Raw genomic sequence first — 15944 nt, forward strand, 5'->3', positions numbered from 1 at the left:
CCGGGCGGCGCGGGCCGCCGCCCGGTCACCGCTCGGGCAGACCGCAGGGAACAGCCGCCGCACCGGTGAATAGAATCTGTCTCATGTCGAAGCCTGACGAACTGCTCGTGAACGTCGCCGCCCTGGTCGAATCCGCGCAAAGCAATCAGATGTCCCTGACCGTGGTCACCGGCGGGACGGTCATCACCGGACGGCTGGCACCCGAGGCCGTGTGGCGGCAAAGGGTGTCGGACGTGCTCAAGGACTCGGACCAGCTGGGTGAGTTCTCCACCGTCTTCGAGGCCGCCACTACGGGCGGCCCGCCCACCCATCTGCACTTCCACGTCGCCCGGATCCTTCAGGGCACGGTGGGAATCCCGGAGACCGGCGGGATGTACCGGGTCGCGATCGAGGACGTCAGCTCCTGGACCGTGGGGGACTTCAGCTACTCCGACCACTGAGCCGATACGGACCCGAGCGTCCCCGGTGAGCGATGTGGGCCGGGACCGGTACTCCGGTCCCGGCCCACATGCGTCGGACTCAGCCGAGGGGGCGACGGATGCGGTCGCGAGGCGGTTGCCCGCTCAGCCGGCGGCCGGGCCGGGCGGCGGGGCGGTCTGGGCGCGGACCACGAGCGCGTACGCGCCCACGCCGAGCATGGAGAGCCCCGGGATCGGCCCGCGCGCGGTTTGCAGGGCCTCCACCCGACCGTCGACCGGGTCGAAGGCGACATCGGTCAACTTGCCTATGTCCTCGCCGTGTTCGGTCAGTACGCGCCTGCCCACGAGACCGCGCTGCGCCTCCGCGTCGACGGAGCTGAGGCGTGCGGTGCGGGCCGCGTGGACCATGACCGCGTCCGGCCCGACCGCCTGCAGGTCCTCCCACGCGACCGTGCCGTCACCGCTGTCCTTGGCGCCCCGGAGCCGAATCGCGACGATCCGGGCAGCGGCCGGGTCGATGACCAACTCCTCGACCGTGCCGATCTGTTGGGCGTCCTCGACGTTGATCACCGAACGGCCGAGCGTCTGGCTGAGCAGCATCACAGTGTCTTCCCCTCCCCCGGCACCGGGCTCGCACCGTGCCCGCGCAACAGTTCCTCGGCCAGGGCGCCCAGGTCCTCCGTGGCCCGGCCGGCGGTGTGGCCCGGCACGACGAGCGTGTCACCGGTCATGGAGAGCCGGCCCTGTGCCGGCAGGAACACCTTGCGCCCCTTCTTGCCGAGCGCGTCAGTGGCGGTGAGGTGAACACCGACGACCCGCCCGTCCGCGCCGCCCTCGATCACCACGTCGAGGACGGTGCCGACCTCCAGACCGCCGTCCGTGAGCACCCGGGCGCCCCGGACCTGGCCGTGCCCGGCCTCGCTCCTGGCCACCACGGCGGCCCGGTCCTCCAGTACGTCCAGCGACGGGATCATCACGGCGTCCGGCCCCAGGAAGTGCACCCCGGACCAGGGCAGGCTCTGCTTCAGGGGCCCGGCGAGCAGACCACGTCCGGCCAGGGTGAAGCCGGTGATCCGAGCGCCCGCCGCGTCGAAGACGGTGTCCTTGACCTGGCCCACCGCCTCACCGCCGAGGGTGACCACAGGACGCTTCGCCAGCTCACCGGCCAGCATCAGTACATTCATCGGCCCCTCCCGGACCCGGAGCGCCGGCCCCGGCGCACCACGATCACGCCACCGCGCCGACGCCGGGCCTGCGTGCCCAGCACGAGCCCGCCCAGCGCCAGCACCACGACCAGCGCGGCGATCAACCATGCCCACCAGATCACAACCCGCCACCTCTCCGAACTCCCCGTCGTCCCATGCCTGTCGGATACCCCGTACCGGGCCGGCGAAGAGCGCGAGGACGTCACAGACCATCGGCCGCCGGGTGCTGGGGCGTTCGGGGAGCCCGCGCGGGTCAGGTGTGCCAGAGTTCCCAGGGGGCAGGTCCCGTACCGGCGTTCCAGGCCCGCAGGAGCTCGCCGTCGAAGCAGAGGATCGCGCACTGGGCCGCGTAGTCCAGGGCCGGCTCCGTGTATTCGCTGGTGGTGACCACGACCGCGAGTTCGGCGTCGTGCACCGCGTAGCAGGTGCCGCCGAAGCGCTGCAGGTCCTGCGAGCCCACCTTGTGGCCCGCCGCGTAACACTTGCACTGGATGACGAGCCGGCGCCCGTCGGGGGCGGTGGCCACCACGTCGGCGCCCAGGTCGCCCGCGCCGCCGACCACCTGGACGTCCGTGCAGCCGTCACGGCGGCACAGGTCGGACACGGCGTCCTCGAAGGCGAGCGGGTCGATGCCCGCGGACTCGACGGCGTCCGGGGCGCCGACCGTGGGCGGAAGAACGGGGTCCGCCGGCGCCGGGGCCGACAGGCTCGCGGGCCCGGCCACGGCGACTTCGAGCGTCGCTCTGCGGGCCGCCCGGCGCAACCACTTGCTGCGCACCGCGGCGGCCACCAGGAACAGCAGGGCGAGCAGCGCCAGTACGGTGCCCACCGGATGCGAGTGCGGGCGTACCGCCGACTTGAAGGTGACGGCGACCCCCCAGATGGTGAGCGCCACCAGACCAAAACTCAGTGCGGTGCTCCGCAGGCTGAACTTCTGGTGGCGCCGCCCTATGACGGCCGTTTCACGGCGGACGGGCATCGTCATCGGTGGGCTCCTTATGCCTTGGCGCCGGCCGGGAGGCTCGAATCGCGCGGGTGGGTGATCTTGCGTGGAGCAAGATCACTCCCACATCTGCCCCACTCCACCCGATCCACGCGGTCAGCTCCGCGGCGAGCCCAACTGCGCCCCTACGTACCTGACTTGACGGGACATCGGCCGGTCGGCGAGTCGAGGCCCGCCCGCCCGCCAACCGGTCATGACGTCGCTTCCACCGCAACGGCCGGCTGCGGCCGGGTCCGCAGGCCCCAGCGGGCCACGGACGGGCCCGCCGCCCCGAGAGCCGCGAAGCACAGCGCGAGCAGCAGCCAGCCCGTCGCACCGAGTCCGAGCACCACGGTGGTGAGGATCGCGGGGGCGAGGGCCTGGCCCGCGCTGAAGCCGAGGCCGAGGAGCCCCTGGTACTGGCCCTGCGCATGCTCGGGGGCAAGGCCGAAGCCCAGGGCGAAGCCGGCCGAGGACTCCCAGACCTCGCCCAGGCTGTGGACGAAGACCGCCGCCAGGACCAGGGCCGCGGCCGCCCAGACCGGGGTGTAGGCCGCCAGCGCCATCAGGGGGCAGCTCACGAGGAAGAGCAGCCCCGCGGTGCGGAACGCCCTGCCGCCGTCGTGCGGGGTTTCGATGCGGGAGCCGATCCTGGTCTGCAACAGCACGCAGAAGGCCGAGTTCACGGCGAACAGCGCGGCCACCGTCCAGCGCGGCGCTGCGGTGTGTTCGGCGATCCAGATCGGCAGGAGCAGGGAGACGACCGGGTATTGCAGTCCCATGCCCCCGTACAGAACGGTGAAGACAAGGTACGGGCGGTCCCGGAAGGCGAGCAGGCGACGCTCCTGCGGCGGCGCGGGCAGGACCGGATAGCGGGGCAGCAGGAGCAGGAGCGCCCCGCACACGGCGAAGCTCGCCGCGTTGCCGAGGATCAGGGCGACGTAGGCGCCACGAGTGCCCGCGGCCAGCGCAAGACCGGCACCCACGGTGCCGAGAACGACGCCGAGGTTGACGAAGGTGCGCAACTTCGCCCGGAACCTGGCCGGGCGGTCACGCCCGACCCGGGCCACCAACGCGCCCCAGGCAGCGCCGCCGACCGCCGCGGCGATCTGGTCGACCGTCGCGACGACCGTCAGTGCGGTCCAGCTCTCGACGAGGACGAGGGCCGCCATCGCCACCGCCTGGACCACGAGGGCCACCATCATGATCGTTCGCGCCCCGCGCCGGTCGGCGAAGTGCCCTCCGGGTACCCCCGCGCACAGGCCGACCACTCCGGCGATGGTGAGCGCGCCGCCGACCTGCGCCGCGGGCAGCCCCACGATCAAGGTGAAGTAGAGCGCCGCCGCCGCGTTGAACAGCCCGTTGCCGACCCGATTGACGAAACTGGCGGCGATCAGCACGCGCTCCGGCCCGCTGTCCCCCACCAAGCTCCCTATTCGACCCACCGGGCTGCCCTTGATCATGGCCGCAGGCTAGCAGCGGCCGTGAAACCCGCCGCGGCCCCGACAAGGACGCGCAGCCCCGAGGCACGGCCCCGGCACCGGGCGCACGACGAGCCCCCACGGCGAGCGGTCCGTGAGGCACTTACCAGCGCCTCGCCTCCCCCACCACCCGGCGGGGTCAGGTGCGCCGATGCCGCTCGTGTACGGGTAGAACCCCGCGGCAGGCCGTTTGGCTCCGCGGCGCGGGGGTTAACCGGATTCCATGGGAAACCAGTCAGCGAAGTGGGTGACGCCCGGTGTGGACTCCCCGGGCCGGGACGATGCGGTCGCGGGCGGCGCTCCGGCGCAGGCCCTGCTCAAGGCGCTGGACGCGCTCGGCGGGGCGAAGCAGCTGGACAGGATCACCGGCCCGTTGCAAAAGGCGATTCGCGCCCTGCCCCTGGGCCCGTACCGAGCGATCCTCCAGGGACGGCCCATCGGCCACCCGCTGCACCCCGTCCTTGTGCAGGTGCCGATCGGCGCTTGGACGTCCGCGGCGGTGCTCGACCTCGTGCCGGGCGGTGGGCGCAACGCGCGGCTCCTCATCGGCATGGGCGTCGTCTCCGCGGTACCGGCCGCCTGGGCCGGCTGGGTGGACTGGGCCGAGCAGCCCGAGCGCCAACTGCGTACGGGAGTGGTGCATGCCGCGTCGAACGGCGTGGCCATCGGCCTATATGCCGGTTCCTGGGCCGTGCGGGGCCGGGGCAGGCCGGTACTGGGCCGGCTGCTGGCGTTCGCCGGGCTGGGGGTGGCCAGTGTCGGCGGAATGATCGGGGGCCACCTGGCCTTTCGGCAGGCGGTCGGCTCCAACAAGACGGAGCCGGTCGACCACTTGGTGGAGCCGGGGTGGCACCCCGTGGGCAGCCCCTCGGAATTCCCCGAGGGGCAGGGGGTCCGGCGCATGCTGGGCGAGGTCCCGCTGCTCGTGGTGCGGGAGCCGCACGGCGAGTTCCGCGTGCTGGTCGACCGGTGCAGCCACATGGCGGGCCCGTTGTCCCAGGGCAAGGTGGCGGACGGCTGCGTCGAGTGTCCGTGGCACGGCAGCGTCTTCCGTCTGACGGACGGTCAGAACGTGGGCGGCCCCGCGACCGCGCCCCAGCCGGTCTTCGAAACCCGGCTCACGGAGGACGGCGTGCTGGAGGTCAGACTCCCCGACGCCGTCTGATCCGCGACGGGACACGGACCACACCACACCCCCAACGGGCCCATTGGGCAGACCTGTTGGGGGTGTCTTCATGCCCTGCCTCAGCTTGTGATTCATCCACTCGTCGTCGTCAGTGGAACAGGTGATCCGTGGTGATCATCATGCGGAAGACTGTGTGCGTGACGCTTCCTACTCCGCTTGCCACTGCTCAAGAGATCTACGATCACCTCATTGATCAGCTCAACCTCGCCCTGCGCCGGCCCGGGATGTTCGGAGGCGAGGTGGCTCTCCGGATCCTGATCGACCACGTGCTGTTCGTCGAGCGCCGGCCCGAGGCGTGGAGCCAGCTGAAGCAGAGTTGGGAAGAGCAGGGGCTCTGGACCTCCTTCGGCCCCAGCGGGGCCTTCCAGGATGTCTTCCCCGCGCAGGCCGATTGCTGCGAAGTCGCCTCGGCATAAGCGGAGTTCGCGTACCGGCGAGGCTGGCTCAAGCCCGATCGGGTTCTCGCTGGCGAGGAGTACGAGGCCCTCACAAGCCGAGTTCGGGGGTGGGTCACGGTTGACCGCACCTGGGCTGATGTGACGGCGGAGTTTGGTCCTCCCTCTGTGCTGTTCGGAGGGACCAATCCTCTGTACGGGAAGACGCTCGGCTACCTCACCGAGGATCCGCAGCAGCCGATGGTGGTCTTCCACCTGTGGAACGGCACCAAACCGGGGGCCGAACCGTGGCCACCCGAGCACGAGCAACCGTTGCTCCTCGCAGTGCGATTCGGCGGCGGCTCGTTCCGCGAATCGTTGACCCTCACCCCCGAGGGCGAGCGGAGAAAGCCGACACTCGGGGATCCTTGCCTGCCGCAGTAATGGGTCCGACGGCGAGCGCAGGTCACCCACAAGAGGAAGCCGCCGGCGACCTCCTGGACGAGAACCACGACTACCGCACCGCGAAGGTCGACGCCTGGCTCGCCCGCGCCCTCGCCAACCAGTCCGGGCACTACGCCGACCCGACCGCCCGCGCGGCCGCCGCCGGCTTACGAGACCTGCTCGGCGGGCTGCGCCAGGCGAGCCCTGGGTCGCCGGTCGGCAGAAGCGGCGTTGTCATGAGGACGATCCGGGCGAAGGCGTTCGTCATCCTCGACGGCAGCCTCCTGCCGATCGACCGCATCGCCGCCGACACCCCGTACTACTCCGGGAAACACAAACGCCACGGCATGAACGTCCAGGTCTCACAGACCCGTTCGGACGCCCCCTCTGGGCCTCGCCCGCGCTGCCCGGCGAGCGGGCCATGGCCACCCTCAAGGGCTGGCGCCTCCTGCGGAAACTCCGCTGCAGCACCAACGGGATCACCGACGTCGTGAAGGCCGTCCTCGTCCTTCACCACGCATCAGCGTGAGGTTGGAAAACGCTCCCTGCTAACGCGAAGCACTTGAAGAGGTTAGCGAAGCGTTGGCGTCGCCGGGAACCCTCAGAGGTTCCCCACAGAGCCTCTGTCCATACCCCGTCGGACAACGCTCCCGACCCGGCACCAGGCGAGGACTCAATGCACACCAACGACCAGGCCCCGACCCCCAAGGGCAAAAAACCCGTCCGCTCCGCCGCCAAGACCCCCGCCCCAGGCGTTGGCACACCTGCAGGACTCCTCGCCCTGCAGAGCACCGCGGGCAACACCGCCGTCGTCCAGATGCTCCGCGCCGCCGGCCACCCGTGGGCCCAGCCCGAGCAGCACCAGCATGGCGTCGGCTGCGGCCACCAGCCGGCCGAACAGCCGGCACAGCCCGCAGTGCAGCGCTCTGCCGTCCACGATGTCCTACGCGCCCCCGGGCGAGCCCTGGACGAATCGACCCGCATCGACATGGAGGCCCGGCTGGGCGCGGACTTCTCCAACGTCCGCGTCCACGACGACTCCACCGCCCGGGCCTCCGCCGCGGAGCTCGGCGCCCGCGCCTACACCTCCGGCAGCCACGTCGTCATGGGCGTCGGCGGAACCGACCGGCACACCCTCGCCCATGAGCTGACCCACGTCATCCAGCAGCGCCAGGGCCCGGTCGCGGGCACGGACAACGGCTCGGGGCTCCGGGTGAGCGACCCCTCAGACCGGTTCGAGCGGGAGGCCGAGGCCAACGCGACGCGGTTGCTGGCGGGTCCGGCGCCCGCGTCGCAGGCGGCGACGGAACCGGCGCCGGCACAGGCGAGTCCGTCCGCGGCAGTGCAGCGCGCGATCGGCCTTGAGGTAGAGGTCGACCGGCCCGTTGTCCGGCACAGCGGGGAGGACGTCAAGAGCGACAACAGCACGGGCATCGAGATGATGAGGCACTCCGGCCAGGGCATCAAACTGGTCTCGGACAGCCGAGGCACCTACACGAACGCCGAGTTCGTGGCCGAGCCCAGCGCGGTGCTCCCTGGCGAGGAGCAGCGGTTCCCTCGCACGGTGTCGCAGACCATCGACCATCTGGAGGATGCCCACCAGCGCCTCTATGCCCCCGGTGCCGACAGCCCGCAGGCCGAGAAGCAGATGAGGAGGCTCTATCCCGAGAAGGAGGGATACGAGCTGGCCGCTGGCTTCAAGACGGCGAGGGTGGCCCCGGAGAAGCCCCATAGCGAGCGGAACGGCCAGGAAGGGAGAGGGCAGGGGCTCTTCGTCCACCAGACCGTGGGCCTTCCCTTGAACGGCATGACGGACGTCTTCGCGGAGGCCGTGCGGACCCCGGAGCCGCGGAACAAGACCGGGAGCAAGGTCCGCGCCCTGGTGAAGAGCAAGGCCCATGAGCACCTGGTGAGGTCGGTCCAGGTCGGGAACGAGCTCGGCGCGCGGTTCCTGCAGTCACCGGCCGCCGCCACTGCTCCCGGTCACGACGCTGCGGTGGGCGCGCAGGAGGTCCGCGGCTTCGGTTCGCTCTGCTACACCCAGTTCGCCGCGCTGGCGGACAAGCTCCGCGCGGACGATCCGGCGCGACCGGGCGAGACGGCACTAGGACAGGTGAAGAACAAGACCGCAGTGCTGGCCCGGGTGAGCCTCGGCACGGTCCAGCAGTCGCTGCCGGATTCCGCGAAGGTCTTCCTCGTCGGCGGCGGGGACGCGATCCGGGCAGGCATGTGGGAGCACTACTTCGCGGTGGCGCCGAGGACCGGGCAGGGCGATCCGCCGATGAGCGAGGCGCACGTCCTGGGCCTCAACCGGTACCTGGACGAAGCCCTTTCGGGCATCGCCGAGTTCCTCCCGGACCCGGACGGCCGTCTGGTGGGCCCACAGGAGCGGGAGTTCGGCGGCATGACCGAGCTCACGTCGCTGGACTCCCCCGGCGGGGTCCCGGTCGTCCCCCTGGAGTTCCGCAGCTTCGGGGTCGGCATGGCGAGCTTCGCCGACATCCGCCAGGACGCCGGCCATCTGGAGGACTGGTCGCGCAGGGCGCATGGGACCGCGGCGAAGGCCCGCACCGGAGAACAGCAGCGTGAATACACCCCGATCGAGATGACGGCTCCGTGGCACGTCGCCGCGCCCCAACCGTCGCACGAGGAGCGGTTCAAGGCGTCCTTTGAACGGTGCCGCCGGATCTACGAACAGCGGTCCGGAGAGCCGACCATCGCGGCTCTCGCCCCCTTCCTGCAGGTCTCGACCGTGCTCGCCCAGAAGGGCGGCAACGCCCAGGGCCCCGCGGAGACCCTCGCCGAGCTGGAGCACGTCATGGCCGACGGAGGGACCCTGGCCGACGTGCAGCAGGTCGCCGCCCGCTTCACCGAGTGGGCGACGGCCGTCGGCACGGCGACGATGAGCAGGCCGATCGAGAACGTCGTCGCGGCGTACGGGAGGGCCATGGGGGCCTAGTACCCCAGCCGGACTTCGGTGCATGTCCTGGTCGCCGGCTTGAGCGTGGGGACTTCCACCTGTCGAACTTCGCGGGCGCTCCGTGCGGACAGGGCCCGCATCACGCCGTCCAGGACGGCTCGGGCTTCGAGGGGGTCGTCGCAGCCGTACCAGCGCTGGTCGCCCGCCTCGTAGTCCCACCAGAGTTCGCGCTCGGGCCGCTGGACGTAGTCCTTCCAGAGGTGTACGGCCGCGCTGACGTCGCCCGGCTGCAGATAGCTGCGGGTGCGCTCGAGATGGCTGATCTCGGACAGCGCACGCGACGTCAGGCCGTCGATGACGGGTCGCGCCCGTGATGCGCGGTGGCCGTCGGCGAGGTCGACGCGGGTCCGCCCCGGCCGTCTACGCGGCATGGGCCTTTCGGTTGGTCGTCATAGGGGCATGGTGCCGTCGACTCGCACGGCATCTCCATCGAATTCGCTCGCGCCGAGCCCGCCCGAGGCCTGGCCGTGCCGCTGGGCACGGGCCCGGCCGTCCCGGGCCCGCAGGCCCCGTCCGTCGACGGCACCGGCCCTCAGCGGCGCTCCAACAGGCCCCGCACATAGGCGGCTTGGCCGGTGTGCTGCAGGCAGTCGGAGATGACGCTGATCAGCCGGACGCCGAGGGTGACGTGCGGTGTCCATCGCTCGTCGACGACCCGGTCGAGCGCCGCGTCGTCGACGTCGCGCACGAACGCCAGGGTCTGCTCGTGGACGGCGTCGTAGTACCCGGCCAGCTGGTCGGCGGAGACACCGCTGACCGATGCCACCTGCTTGGCCGAGTGCCCGTAACCGGTCTCCTCCTCGCCGAGCGGCAGGTCGAACCGGTCCGCCCACCCGTCGGTGATCCATACCTGGTCCCGGCCCGCGGCGTCGGCGACATGGTCGTCCTGGACCCGGGCGAGGTGCCAGATCAGCCAGGTGATGGAGTTGGCCCCGCTGTCGGGCCGGAACGCCAGGTCCTCCGGTGACAGGCCCTCGACGGCGGTGTGCACTTCCTCCTGGACGCGCCCGAAGGCGTCCGTCAAAACCTCGGCAGTGTTCATGCGTCCATAGTGGCGCATACGTCCGGTGTCCCGCGTGATAGGTACCGCCGCGCGGCCGGTACGGCGTCCGGCGCTCCGGAACGGCATGCCCGTCCGTACCAACGGCGCTCGCCGGCCACTGCTGCGCTGATGTCCTGGACGGCATACTGAGGGCCGTGCGAGTAGCGATCATGACGGTCGGTTCACGAGGCGATGTCGCTCCCTATGCCGGTCTTGCGGACGGGCTTGTCCGGGCGGGGCACGACGTCACGGTGGTGACCCACGCCCGGTTCGAGCCGCTGCTTTCGGGGTCTGCCGTCCGGTTCCACCCGATCCCCATCGATCCGCACGCCGAACTGCACGGCGCCCGGGGGCACTCGCTGCACCGCAGCAGGACGGGGCCGGGCAAACTCGCCCGGGTGCTGGCGATGGCGAGGTCGCTGGCCGGGGAGATGACCGACGACCTCCTCCGGGCCGCGCAGGCAAGCGACATCCTTCTCCTCGCCGGCTCCGTGGCCCCCTTGGGCTGTGCCATCGCCGAGGGTCTCGGGCTGCCCAGCATCGGGCTCAACCTCCAGCCCCTGCATCCGACCGGCGCCTTCGTCCCACCGATGGCCGGTGTCGGATCGTGGGGCGCCCCGGCCAACAGGGCGGCCGGGCACGGCGTACACCTGGCCCTGGCGCATGTGTACGCGCCGGCCGCACAGCGAGTACGGCAGCGCCTGGGCAGCAGCTCGCACGGGCCTTGGGTCCAGCACCGGGAACGCGAACGCGCCCACTGGCCCGTGCTGCACGGCTACAGCCCGCTCGTCGTGCCCCGGCCCGGCGACTGGCGCCCCGGCCTGGACGTGACGGGCTACTGGTGGCCACGCGTTCCCGACCCACAACTGCCGGGCGCGCTGCGGGACTTCATCGCCGACGGGCCGGCACCGGTGTTCATCGGCCTGGGCAGTGCCACCGTGCCCGACCCGGCGCGGGTGTCGGACGAGATCGTCCGCGCGCTGCGGGCGGCCGGACTGCGGGGCGTCCTGCAAGAGGGCTGGGCCGGTCTGCACGCCGCCGACGACGACATGATCACCATCGGGGACGTCCCGCACAGCGTCCTTTTCCCCCATCTGGCAGCGGTCGTCCACCACGCCGGCGCCGGAACCACGGGGGCGGGGCTGCGTGCGGGAATCCCGGCGGTGCCGCTGCCTATCCAGTTCGACGCCGGGTTCTGGGCCGACCGTCTGGTCCGCCTCGGCGTGGGGCCCGCGCCGTTCCCCTGCGACGGCTGACGGCCGACGGCCTGGCGGCGGCGCTGAAGGAGGCCACCTCCGACCCCGGCTACCGCCGGCGTGCCCGGGCCCTGGCGGACCGACTGGCCACCGAGGACGGCGTCGCCCCGGTGCTGGAGGCCATCAACAGAGCGATGGCACAAGGGCGTTGAGGCCGGGGGGCCGCCCCACCTCGACTCCCCGCCGGCGAAACGGCGTCCAGATCCGGGGCCTACTTGCGGAAGAAGGCGACCGAGCGCAGCTCAAGGCGGTCGGTGGCGGGCTTGCCATGAGGCTTCAGCGTCCAGGAGAGGCCCGAGCAGTCGGGCTCGGTGAACACCATGGCGGACATGTCGGTCCGGATGTGCGGGGCGAACGCGGGGCGGGAGGAGTCCGGGTCCCCGACCTCCGGGATGGTGATGCAGACGATGTCCTCGGGGTTGGAGAGGGAGCCCTTGTGCGGCCGCCCGTCCAGACCGATGTACTTGTAGCCGAAGTGTCCGGTCGCCGCGTGGGCGGGCGCGCCCAGGGTGGCGATCAGCGCGAGCGCGCCGCAGGCGGAGACGAGGGCGTGACGAAGACGCATGGGACTCTCTTTCCGGTCGGTCGGGGGAGCCAAAGGATGTCGGCAGGTCGCCCGATCCCTGCCTGGCCCGCGTCGGGGCCATCCCCCGCAGCCCTGCCGAAAGGTTTCACTGTCACCCGCCAGGGCTACTGGCCCATCCGGTCACGCTCCGGGGCAGGGCGGGTCGAAGTCGACCGACGTGAAGTACTGGGCCCACTGCGCCCGGGTGATCCGGGGGTACGCGCTGTCGCAGATGCGGGCGGCGACCCTGTCCAGACGGGTGTCCCAGGTCCGGACGGTGAAGTCGTTCCCGCCAGTGGCGAGGGTGCCTCCGTCCGGGCTGAACGCCACCGCCGGTACGGGGCCTGCGTGGCCGGTGAGGACCGTGGGGGCGGGCTCGCCGTTCAGGTCCCACAGCAGGGCCTTCCCGTCCGCGGCACCGGCCGCGAGTTGGCGGCCGTCCGCGGCGAAGGCGAGGGTGTAGAGCCATGAGCCGGGCCCCGGCAGGTGCCGCACCTTCACCGGTCGGTCCCTGTCGCTGACGTCGATGAGCCAGACCGCACGGTCCGCCCGGTGGATGGCGGCCAGCCGCCGGTTGTCGGGGCTGAACACGCCATCCGTCAGCGGGTCGGAACGGAACGGGGACGGCAGTTCCCTGGGGGTGCGCGGGTCGCCGATGTCCCAGAACCGCAGCGAGCCGGACTCGCCGGTGCTCGTCACCAGCGTGCGGCCGTCCGGCCGGAACGAGGCCATCGTGACGTCGGGGCCGCCCGCGGGTACCCGACCCAGCTGCCGAGGCCGGGTCAGGTCGGTCAAGTCCCAGAGCCCGGCGGCTTGTTGGGCCCAGAAGGCCAGCAGATGGCCGTCCGGTCCGAAGCGGGCGCCGCCCACTTCGCCGGCGTCGGGGGTCAGGACCGAGGTCAGCCGGGGCGTGCGTGGCTCGCTCACGTCCCAGACGCGCAGGGTGGTGTCCTCGCTGGCCGTGACAAGGGCGCGCCCGTCGGGGCTGAACGCCACGGACCGGACGAATTTGGTGTGCCCGCGCAGCGCGGCCAGCGGCCACAGGGCCCGGCCGCCGACGACCTGCCACAGCCGTGCGGTGCCGTCCCAGCTGGCGCTGGCGAGCAGTTGGCCACTTGGGCTGAACGACACGGAGGTGACCACGTCGTCGTGGGTTCCGAAGGACAGGTCCCGAAGGTCCAGGATCCGGTCGGAGTTGGCGAGGGTGCGGCCGTCCGGGCTGAAAGCGGCCTGATAGGCGCCGCCTTGGACCATGTTGATCCGCTTCGGGTTCACCGGGTCGCCGATGTCCCAGAACAGGGTGGACCCACCGACCGAGACGAGCGTGCGGCCGTCCGGGGCGAACGCCACCGACCAGACGATCGCGGGGTGGCCGTGCAGGACGGCCGGGGTCCGCGCGCGCGGGCCGTTGCCGAGGGGCCAGATGCGTGCGGTGTGGTCCCAGCTCCCGGTCGCCAGGGCCCGGCCGTCGGGGCTGAAGGCGGCCGAGGTCACGGTGTCCGCGTGTCCGCGCAGGACGTCGAGGGGCTGCGGATCCGTGGGGTCGGTGACGTTCCACAGCCTGGCGGTGGTGTCGCCGGTGGTGGCCAGCGTGCGGCCGTCGGCGCTGAACGCCATCGAGGTGACTGCGCCGGAGTGGCCCGGCAGGGTGGCGACGAGCCTCGGGTGCCGGGGATCGCTCGCGTTCCACAGCCGTGCCGTGCCGTCGGTGTGGCCGGTGGCGATGACTCCGCCGGGCCGGACGGCCACCCATGTCGGCGCGGCGAACTGCTCGGGCAGGGTGCTCAGTTCGGCGGGGGCGCGTCGGTTCGAGACGTCCCACAGCCGTACGTGCCGTTCGCCCGCCGTGGCCAGGACGAGGCCGCCGTCGCCGAACGCCACCGAGCTCAGCCGCTCCGATTGCCTCAGCACGGCGAGCTGGACCGGCCGGTGGGGGTCACGGACGTCCCAGAGCCGGGCCGTCCGGTCCCAGCTCGCGGTGGCCAGGACAGCGCCCCCGGGGGCGAAGGAGAGCGAGACCACATCGGAGGTGTGGCCGGTGAGCCTGCTCGTGTACGGGGTCGCGAACGCGCTCATGAGCTGGTCGCGTACATCGCGGGTCCGGCCCAGCCGATGTGCTGCCAGGCCGAGTTGGGCGGCCAGCGCGGGGTTGTCCGGTCGCACCTCGGCCGCGTCCGCGGCGGCCTTCCTCGCGATGGCCACGTTGCGCTGCTCGATGGCCGTCCCGCGCGATCCGACGGCGAGGACCCCCGCGGTGACCGCCACGACCACCAACGCGGTGAGCAGCGTGACCAGTTGGCGCAGCCGGACCGTGCGCCGTCTGACCGCCGCCATCTCGCCGGCCTGCGCCAGGCGGCTCGCGTCGAGGAAGCGGCGCTCCTTGGCGGTCAGCCGGCTGCTGTCGGCAGCGGCCAGGTCCAGCGCCGCCGACAGCCGGGCCCCGCGGTACAGCGCGTGGGGATCGTGGCCGTGGGCGGCCCAGGCGGCGCTCGCTTCGGTGAGCTGCCGGTGCACGACCAGCCGGTCCCGGTCCTCGGTCAGCCAGCCGCGCAGTCGTGGCCAGCACCGGATGATCGCCTCGTGGGTGATCTCGACGCACTCCTCGTCCAGGGCCACAAGCCGTTGCCCGGCCAGGGATTCGAGTACGAAGGCGGTGTCGGGGCCCGGGTCGAGCTCGTCCCTGGTGATGCGGCGCCTGGTGTCCTGCGTTCCGTCGCCGAGCGCGGTCAGGCGGAGGAACAGGGACCGGGCGAGGTCCTGCTGGACGGGTGTCAGCGCCCGGTAGGCGGCCTCGGCGGTCTGCGCGAGGGCGTGCTGGATGCCGCCCGCCGCGAGGTATCCGTCGAGGGTCAGGCGGTTGCCGCTGCGGCGGCGCCACGTCTCGACCATCGCGTGCGAGACCAGGGGCAGCGCACCGGGCTGGCCGGTCGCGTCCGCGACCACGGCCGCGAGGAGCGCGCCGGTGACCGTGCACCCGGCGAGCGCGGCCGGCCGGGTGATGGCCTCGCGCAGCTCCTGGCTGCTCATCGGGCCGACCGCGATCTGCGCGTCACGCATCACCTCGACCAGGCGCGGCTCCTGGACGCAGTGGCCGTAGAAGTCGGCGCGCACCCCGAGGACCACCGTGGTCCGGCTGGTGGGGGCCGTCACGGCGGCGGCCAGCACGGCGATGAAGGCGTCCCGTTCGCCGCCGTCCCGGCAGAGGGTGAAGGCCTCCTCGAACTGGTCGACCACGATCAGCGTGTCGATGTCCCGCGGCCGGTCGGCCATGGCCTGCCGGATCCGCAGGTGCAGCGCCCCGGGGTCGCTGCGGAGCTCGCCCAGGAGCGTGCGCGGCGCCTCTCCGGTCGTCGCGGCCAGTCGGATCGCGCACTCCTCCAGGGGGTGCGGGCCCGGCGTGAACAGCATCACCGGCCGGTCGGACGCCCTTGCGTGGGCGACGAGGCCTGCCCTCAACAGCGAGGACTTGCCCGACCCCGACGGTCCGAAGACGGCAAGGAACCGGTGGTCCCGCACCTTCGCGAGCACTTCGCCGGTCAGCCGCTCGCGCCCGAAGAACCGGTCGACGTCCTCCGGCTGGAACGCCGAAAGCCCGGCGTACGGAGTGCTGGTCTCCCCCGGTCCGGCGCCGGGTGCGCCCGCCGCGATCTCGGCAGCGACCGCGTGCCACCGCGTCTCCCATTCCGTGCGGTCGCCCCGGCACGCCTCCACGTAAGCGAGCGTGACGGCGAGGCTCGGGAGGACCCGGCCGCCGGCGGCGTCCGACAGGGTCGTCGACGCGTAGTGCGCCGTCTTGGCCAGGGTCCGGTAGGGGGGCAGGCCCGCCGCCTCACGCAGCTTCCGCAGGTCGGCGGCGAACCGCGTCAGCGGACTGCCGTCCTGGTCGAGCGGGCGTTCGGGGCGTGGCATGGCTTCCCTCCCGGAGTCCTCCCTGCCGTGCTGCGTGGTGGTTGTCCAGCTTTTGATGTCCGCAATCCACGTCCCGGCGCCGGACATCCGCCGGGGGCTAG

Annotated in this window: 12 protein-coding genes and 3 pseudogenes; 6 read left to right on the forward strand and 9 right to left on the reverse strand. The window is 72.1% G+C overall.

What is annotated here, in order from left to right:
- The first annotated feature begins 83 nt into the window (after nucleotides 1-83).
- Complete coding sequence (locus IE267_RS12255) at nucleotides 84-440, forward strand: hypothetical protein (protein ID WP_161245078.1); 357 nt, start codon at nucleotides 84-86, stop codon at nucleotides 438-440.
- A 123-nt stretch (nucleotides 441-563) separates the two neighbouring features.
- On the opposite strand, the gene IE267_RS12260 is transcribed toward IE267_RS12255, so the two are convergent.
- From IE267_RS12260 to IE267_RS12280, 5 genes are all read right to left on the reverse strand, one after another.
- Nucleotides 564-1019 carry a PRC-barrel domain-containing protein gene (locus tag IE267_RS12260; RefSeq protein WP_189763204.1) on the reverse strand — a complete coding sequence of 152 codons (456 nt, stop codon included), beginning with the start codon at nucleotides 1017-1019 and terminating at the stop codon, nucleotides 564-566.
- Nucleotides 1019-1603 (reverse strand): PRC-barrel domain-containing protein, encoded by a 585-nt coding sequence (locus IE267_RS12265; protein WP_167161941.1) that lies wholly within the window; start codon nucleotides 1601-1603, stop codon nucleotides 1019-1021. Before IE267_RS12265 ends, IE267_RS12260 begins: the two co-directional genes overlap by 1 nt.
- Nucleotides 1600-1746, reverse strand: a complete 147-nt coding sequence (locus IE267_RS12270; RefSeq protein WP_167161942.1) for a hypothetical protein — start codon at nucleotides 1744-1746, stop codon at nucleotides 1600-1602. The genes IE267_RS12265 and IE267_RS12270 overlap by 4 nt, the downstream gene beginning before the upstream one ends.
- Nucleotides 1747-1877: 131 nt before the next feature.
- Nucleotides 1878-2609, reverse strand: a complete 732-nt coding sequence (locus IE267_RS12275) for a restriction endonuclease (protein WP_167161943.1) — start codon at nucleotides 2607-2609, stop codon at nucleotides 1878-1880.
- Nucleotides 2610-2818: 209 nt separating this feature from the next.
- The gene (locus IE267_RS12280) at nucleotides 2819-4069 is read right to left on the reverse strand and encodes an MFS transporter (RefSeq protein WP_189763205.1); all 1251 of its coding nucleotides are present in this window, start codon (nucleotides 4067-4069) and stop codon (nucleotides 2819-2821) included.
- 241 nt (nucleotides 4070-4310) lie between these two features.
- On the opposite strand from IE267_RS12280, the gene IE267_RS12285 reads away from it, so the two are divergent.
- The 4 genes and pseudogenes from IE267_RS12285 to IE267_RS40580 form a co-directional block, all read left to right on the forward strand.
- A complete protein-coding gene (locus IE267_RS12285) occupies nucleotides 4311-5252 on the forward strand; it encodes a Rieske (2Fe-2S) protein (protein ID WP_189763206.1) in 942 nt (313 codons plus the stop codon).
- Nucleotides 5253-5380: 128 nt separating this feature from the next.
- On the forward strand, nucleotides 5381-5689 hold the full coding sequence (locus IE267_RS39585) for a hypothetical protein (protein ID WP_229861048.1): 309 nt from the start codon (nucleotides 5381-5383) through the stop codon (nucleotides 5687-5689).
- Between the two features lie 638 nt (nucleotides 5690-6327).
- A pseudogene (locus IE267_RS12295) lies at nucleotides 6328-6620 on the forward strand (transposase family protein); the annotation flags it as partial.
- Nucleotides 6621-6767: 147 nt separating this feature from the next.
- Nucleotides 6768-7442, forward strand: a pseudogene (locus IE267_RS40580) (eCIS core domain-containing protein); the annotation flags it as partial.
- A 1604-nt stretch (nucleotides 7443-9046) separates the two neighbouring features.
- Here the strand turns inward: IE267_RS40580 and IE267_RS12310 are convergent.
- Nucleotides 9047-9442 carry a hypothetical protein gene (locus tag IE267_RS12310; RefSeq protein WP_229861049.1) on the reverse strand — a complete coding sequence of 132 codons (396 nt, stop codon included), beginning with the start codon at nucleotides 9440-9442 and terminating at the stop codon, nucleotides 9047-9049.
- A 161-nt stretch (nucleotides 9443-9603) separates the two neighbouring features.
- Nucleotides 9604-10113 carry a mycothiol transferase gene (locus tag IE267_RS12315; RefSeq protein WP_167161946.1) on the reverse strand — a complete coding sequence of 170 codons (510 nt, stop codon included), beginning with the start codon at nucleotides 10111-10113 and terminating at the stop codon, nucleotides 9604-9606.
- A 170-nt stretch (nucleotides 10114-10283) separates the two neighbouring features.
- Here IE267_RS12315 and IE267_RS12320 point away from each other — a divergent pair.
- Nucleotides 10284-11521, forward strand: a pseudogene (locus IE267_RS12320) (glycosyltransferase).
- Between the two features lie 59 nt (nucleotides 11522-11580).
- Here the strand turns inward: IE267_RS12320 and IE267_RS12325 are convergent.
- A complete protein-coding gene (locus IE267_RS12325; RefSeq protein ID WP_189763208.1) occupies nucleotides 11581-11934 on the reverse strand; it encodes a hypothetical protein in 354 nt (117 codons plus the stop codon).
- A 141-nt stretch (nucleotides 11935-12075) separates the two neighbouring features.
- Nucleotides 12076-15843 (reverse strand): nSTAND1 domain-containing NTPase, encoded by a 3768-nt coding sequence (locus tag IE267_RS12330; RefSeq protein WP_189763209.1) that lies wholly within the window; start codon nucleotides 15841-15843, stop codon nucleotides 12076-12078.
- Nucleotides 15844-15944 lie beyond the last annotated feature (101 nt).

The organism is Streptomyces xanthochromogenes, assembly GCF_014650455.1.
Lineage (GTDB): Bacteria > Actinomycetota > Actinomycetes > Streptomycetales > Streptomycetaceae > Streptomyces > Streptomyces xanthochromogenes.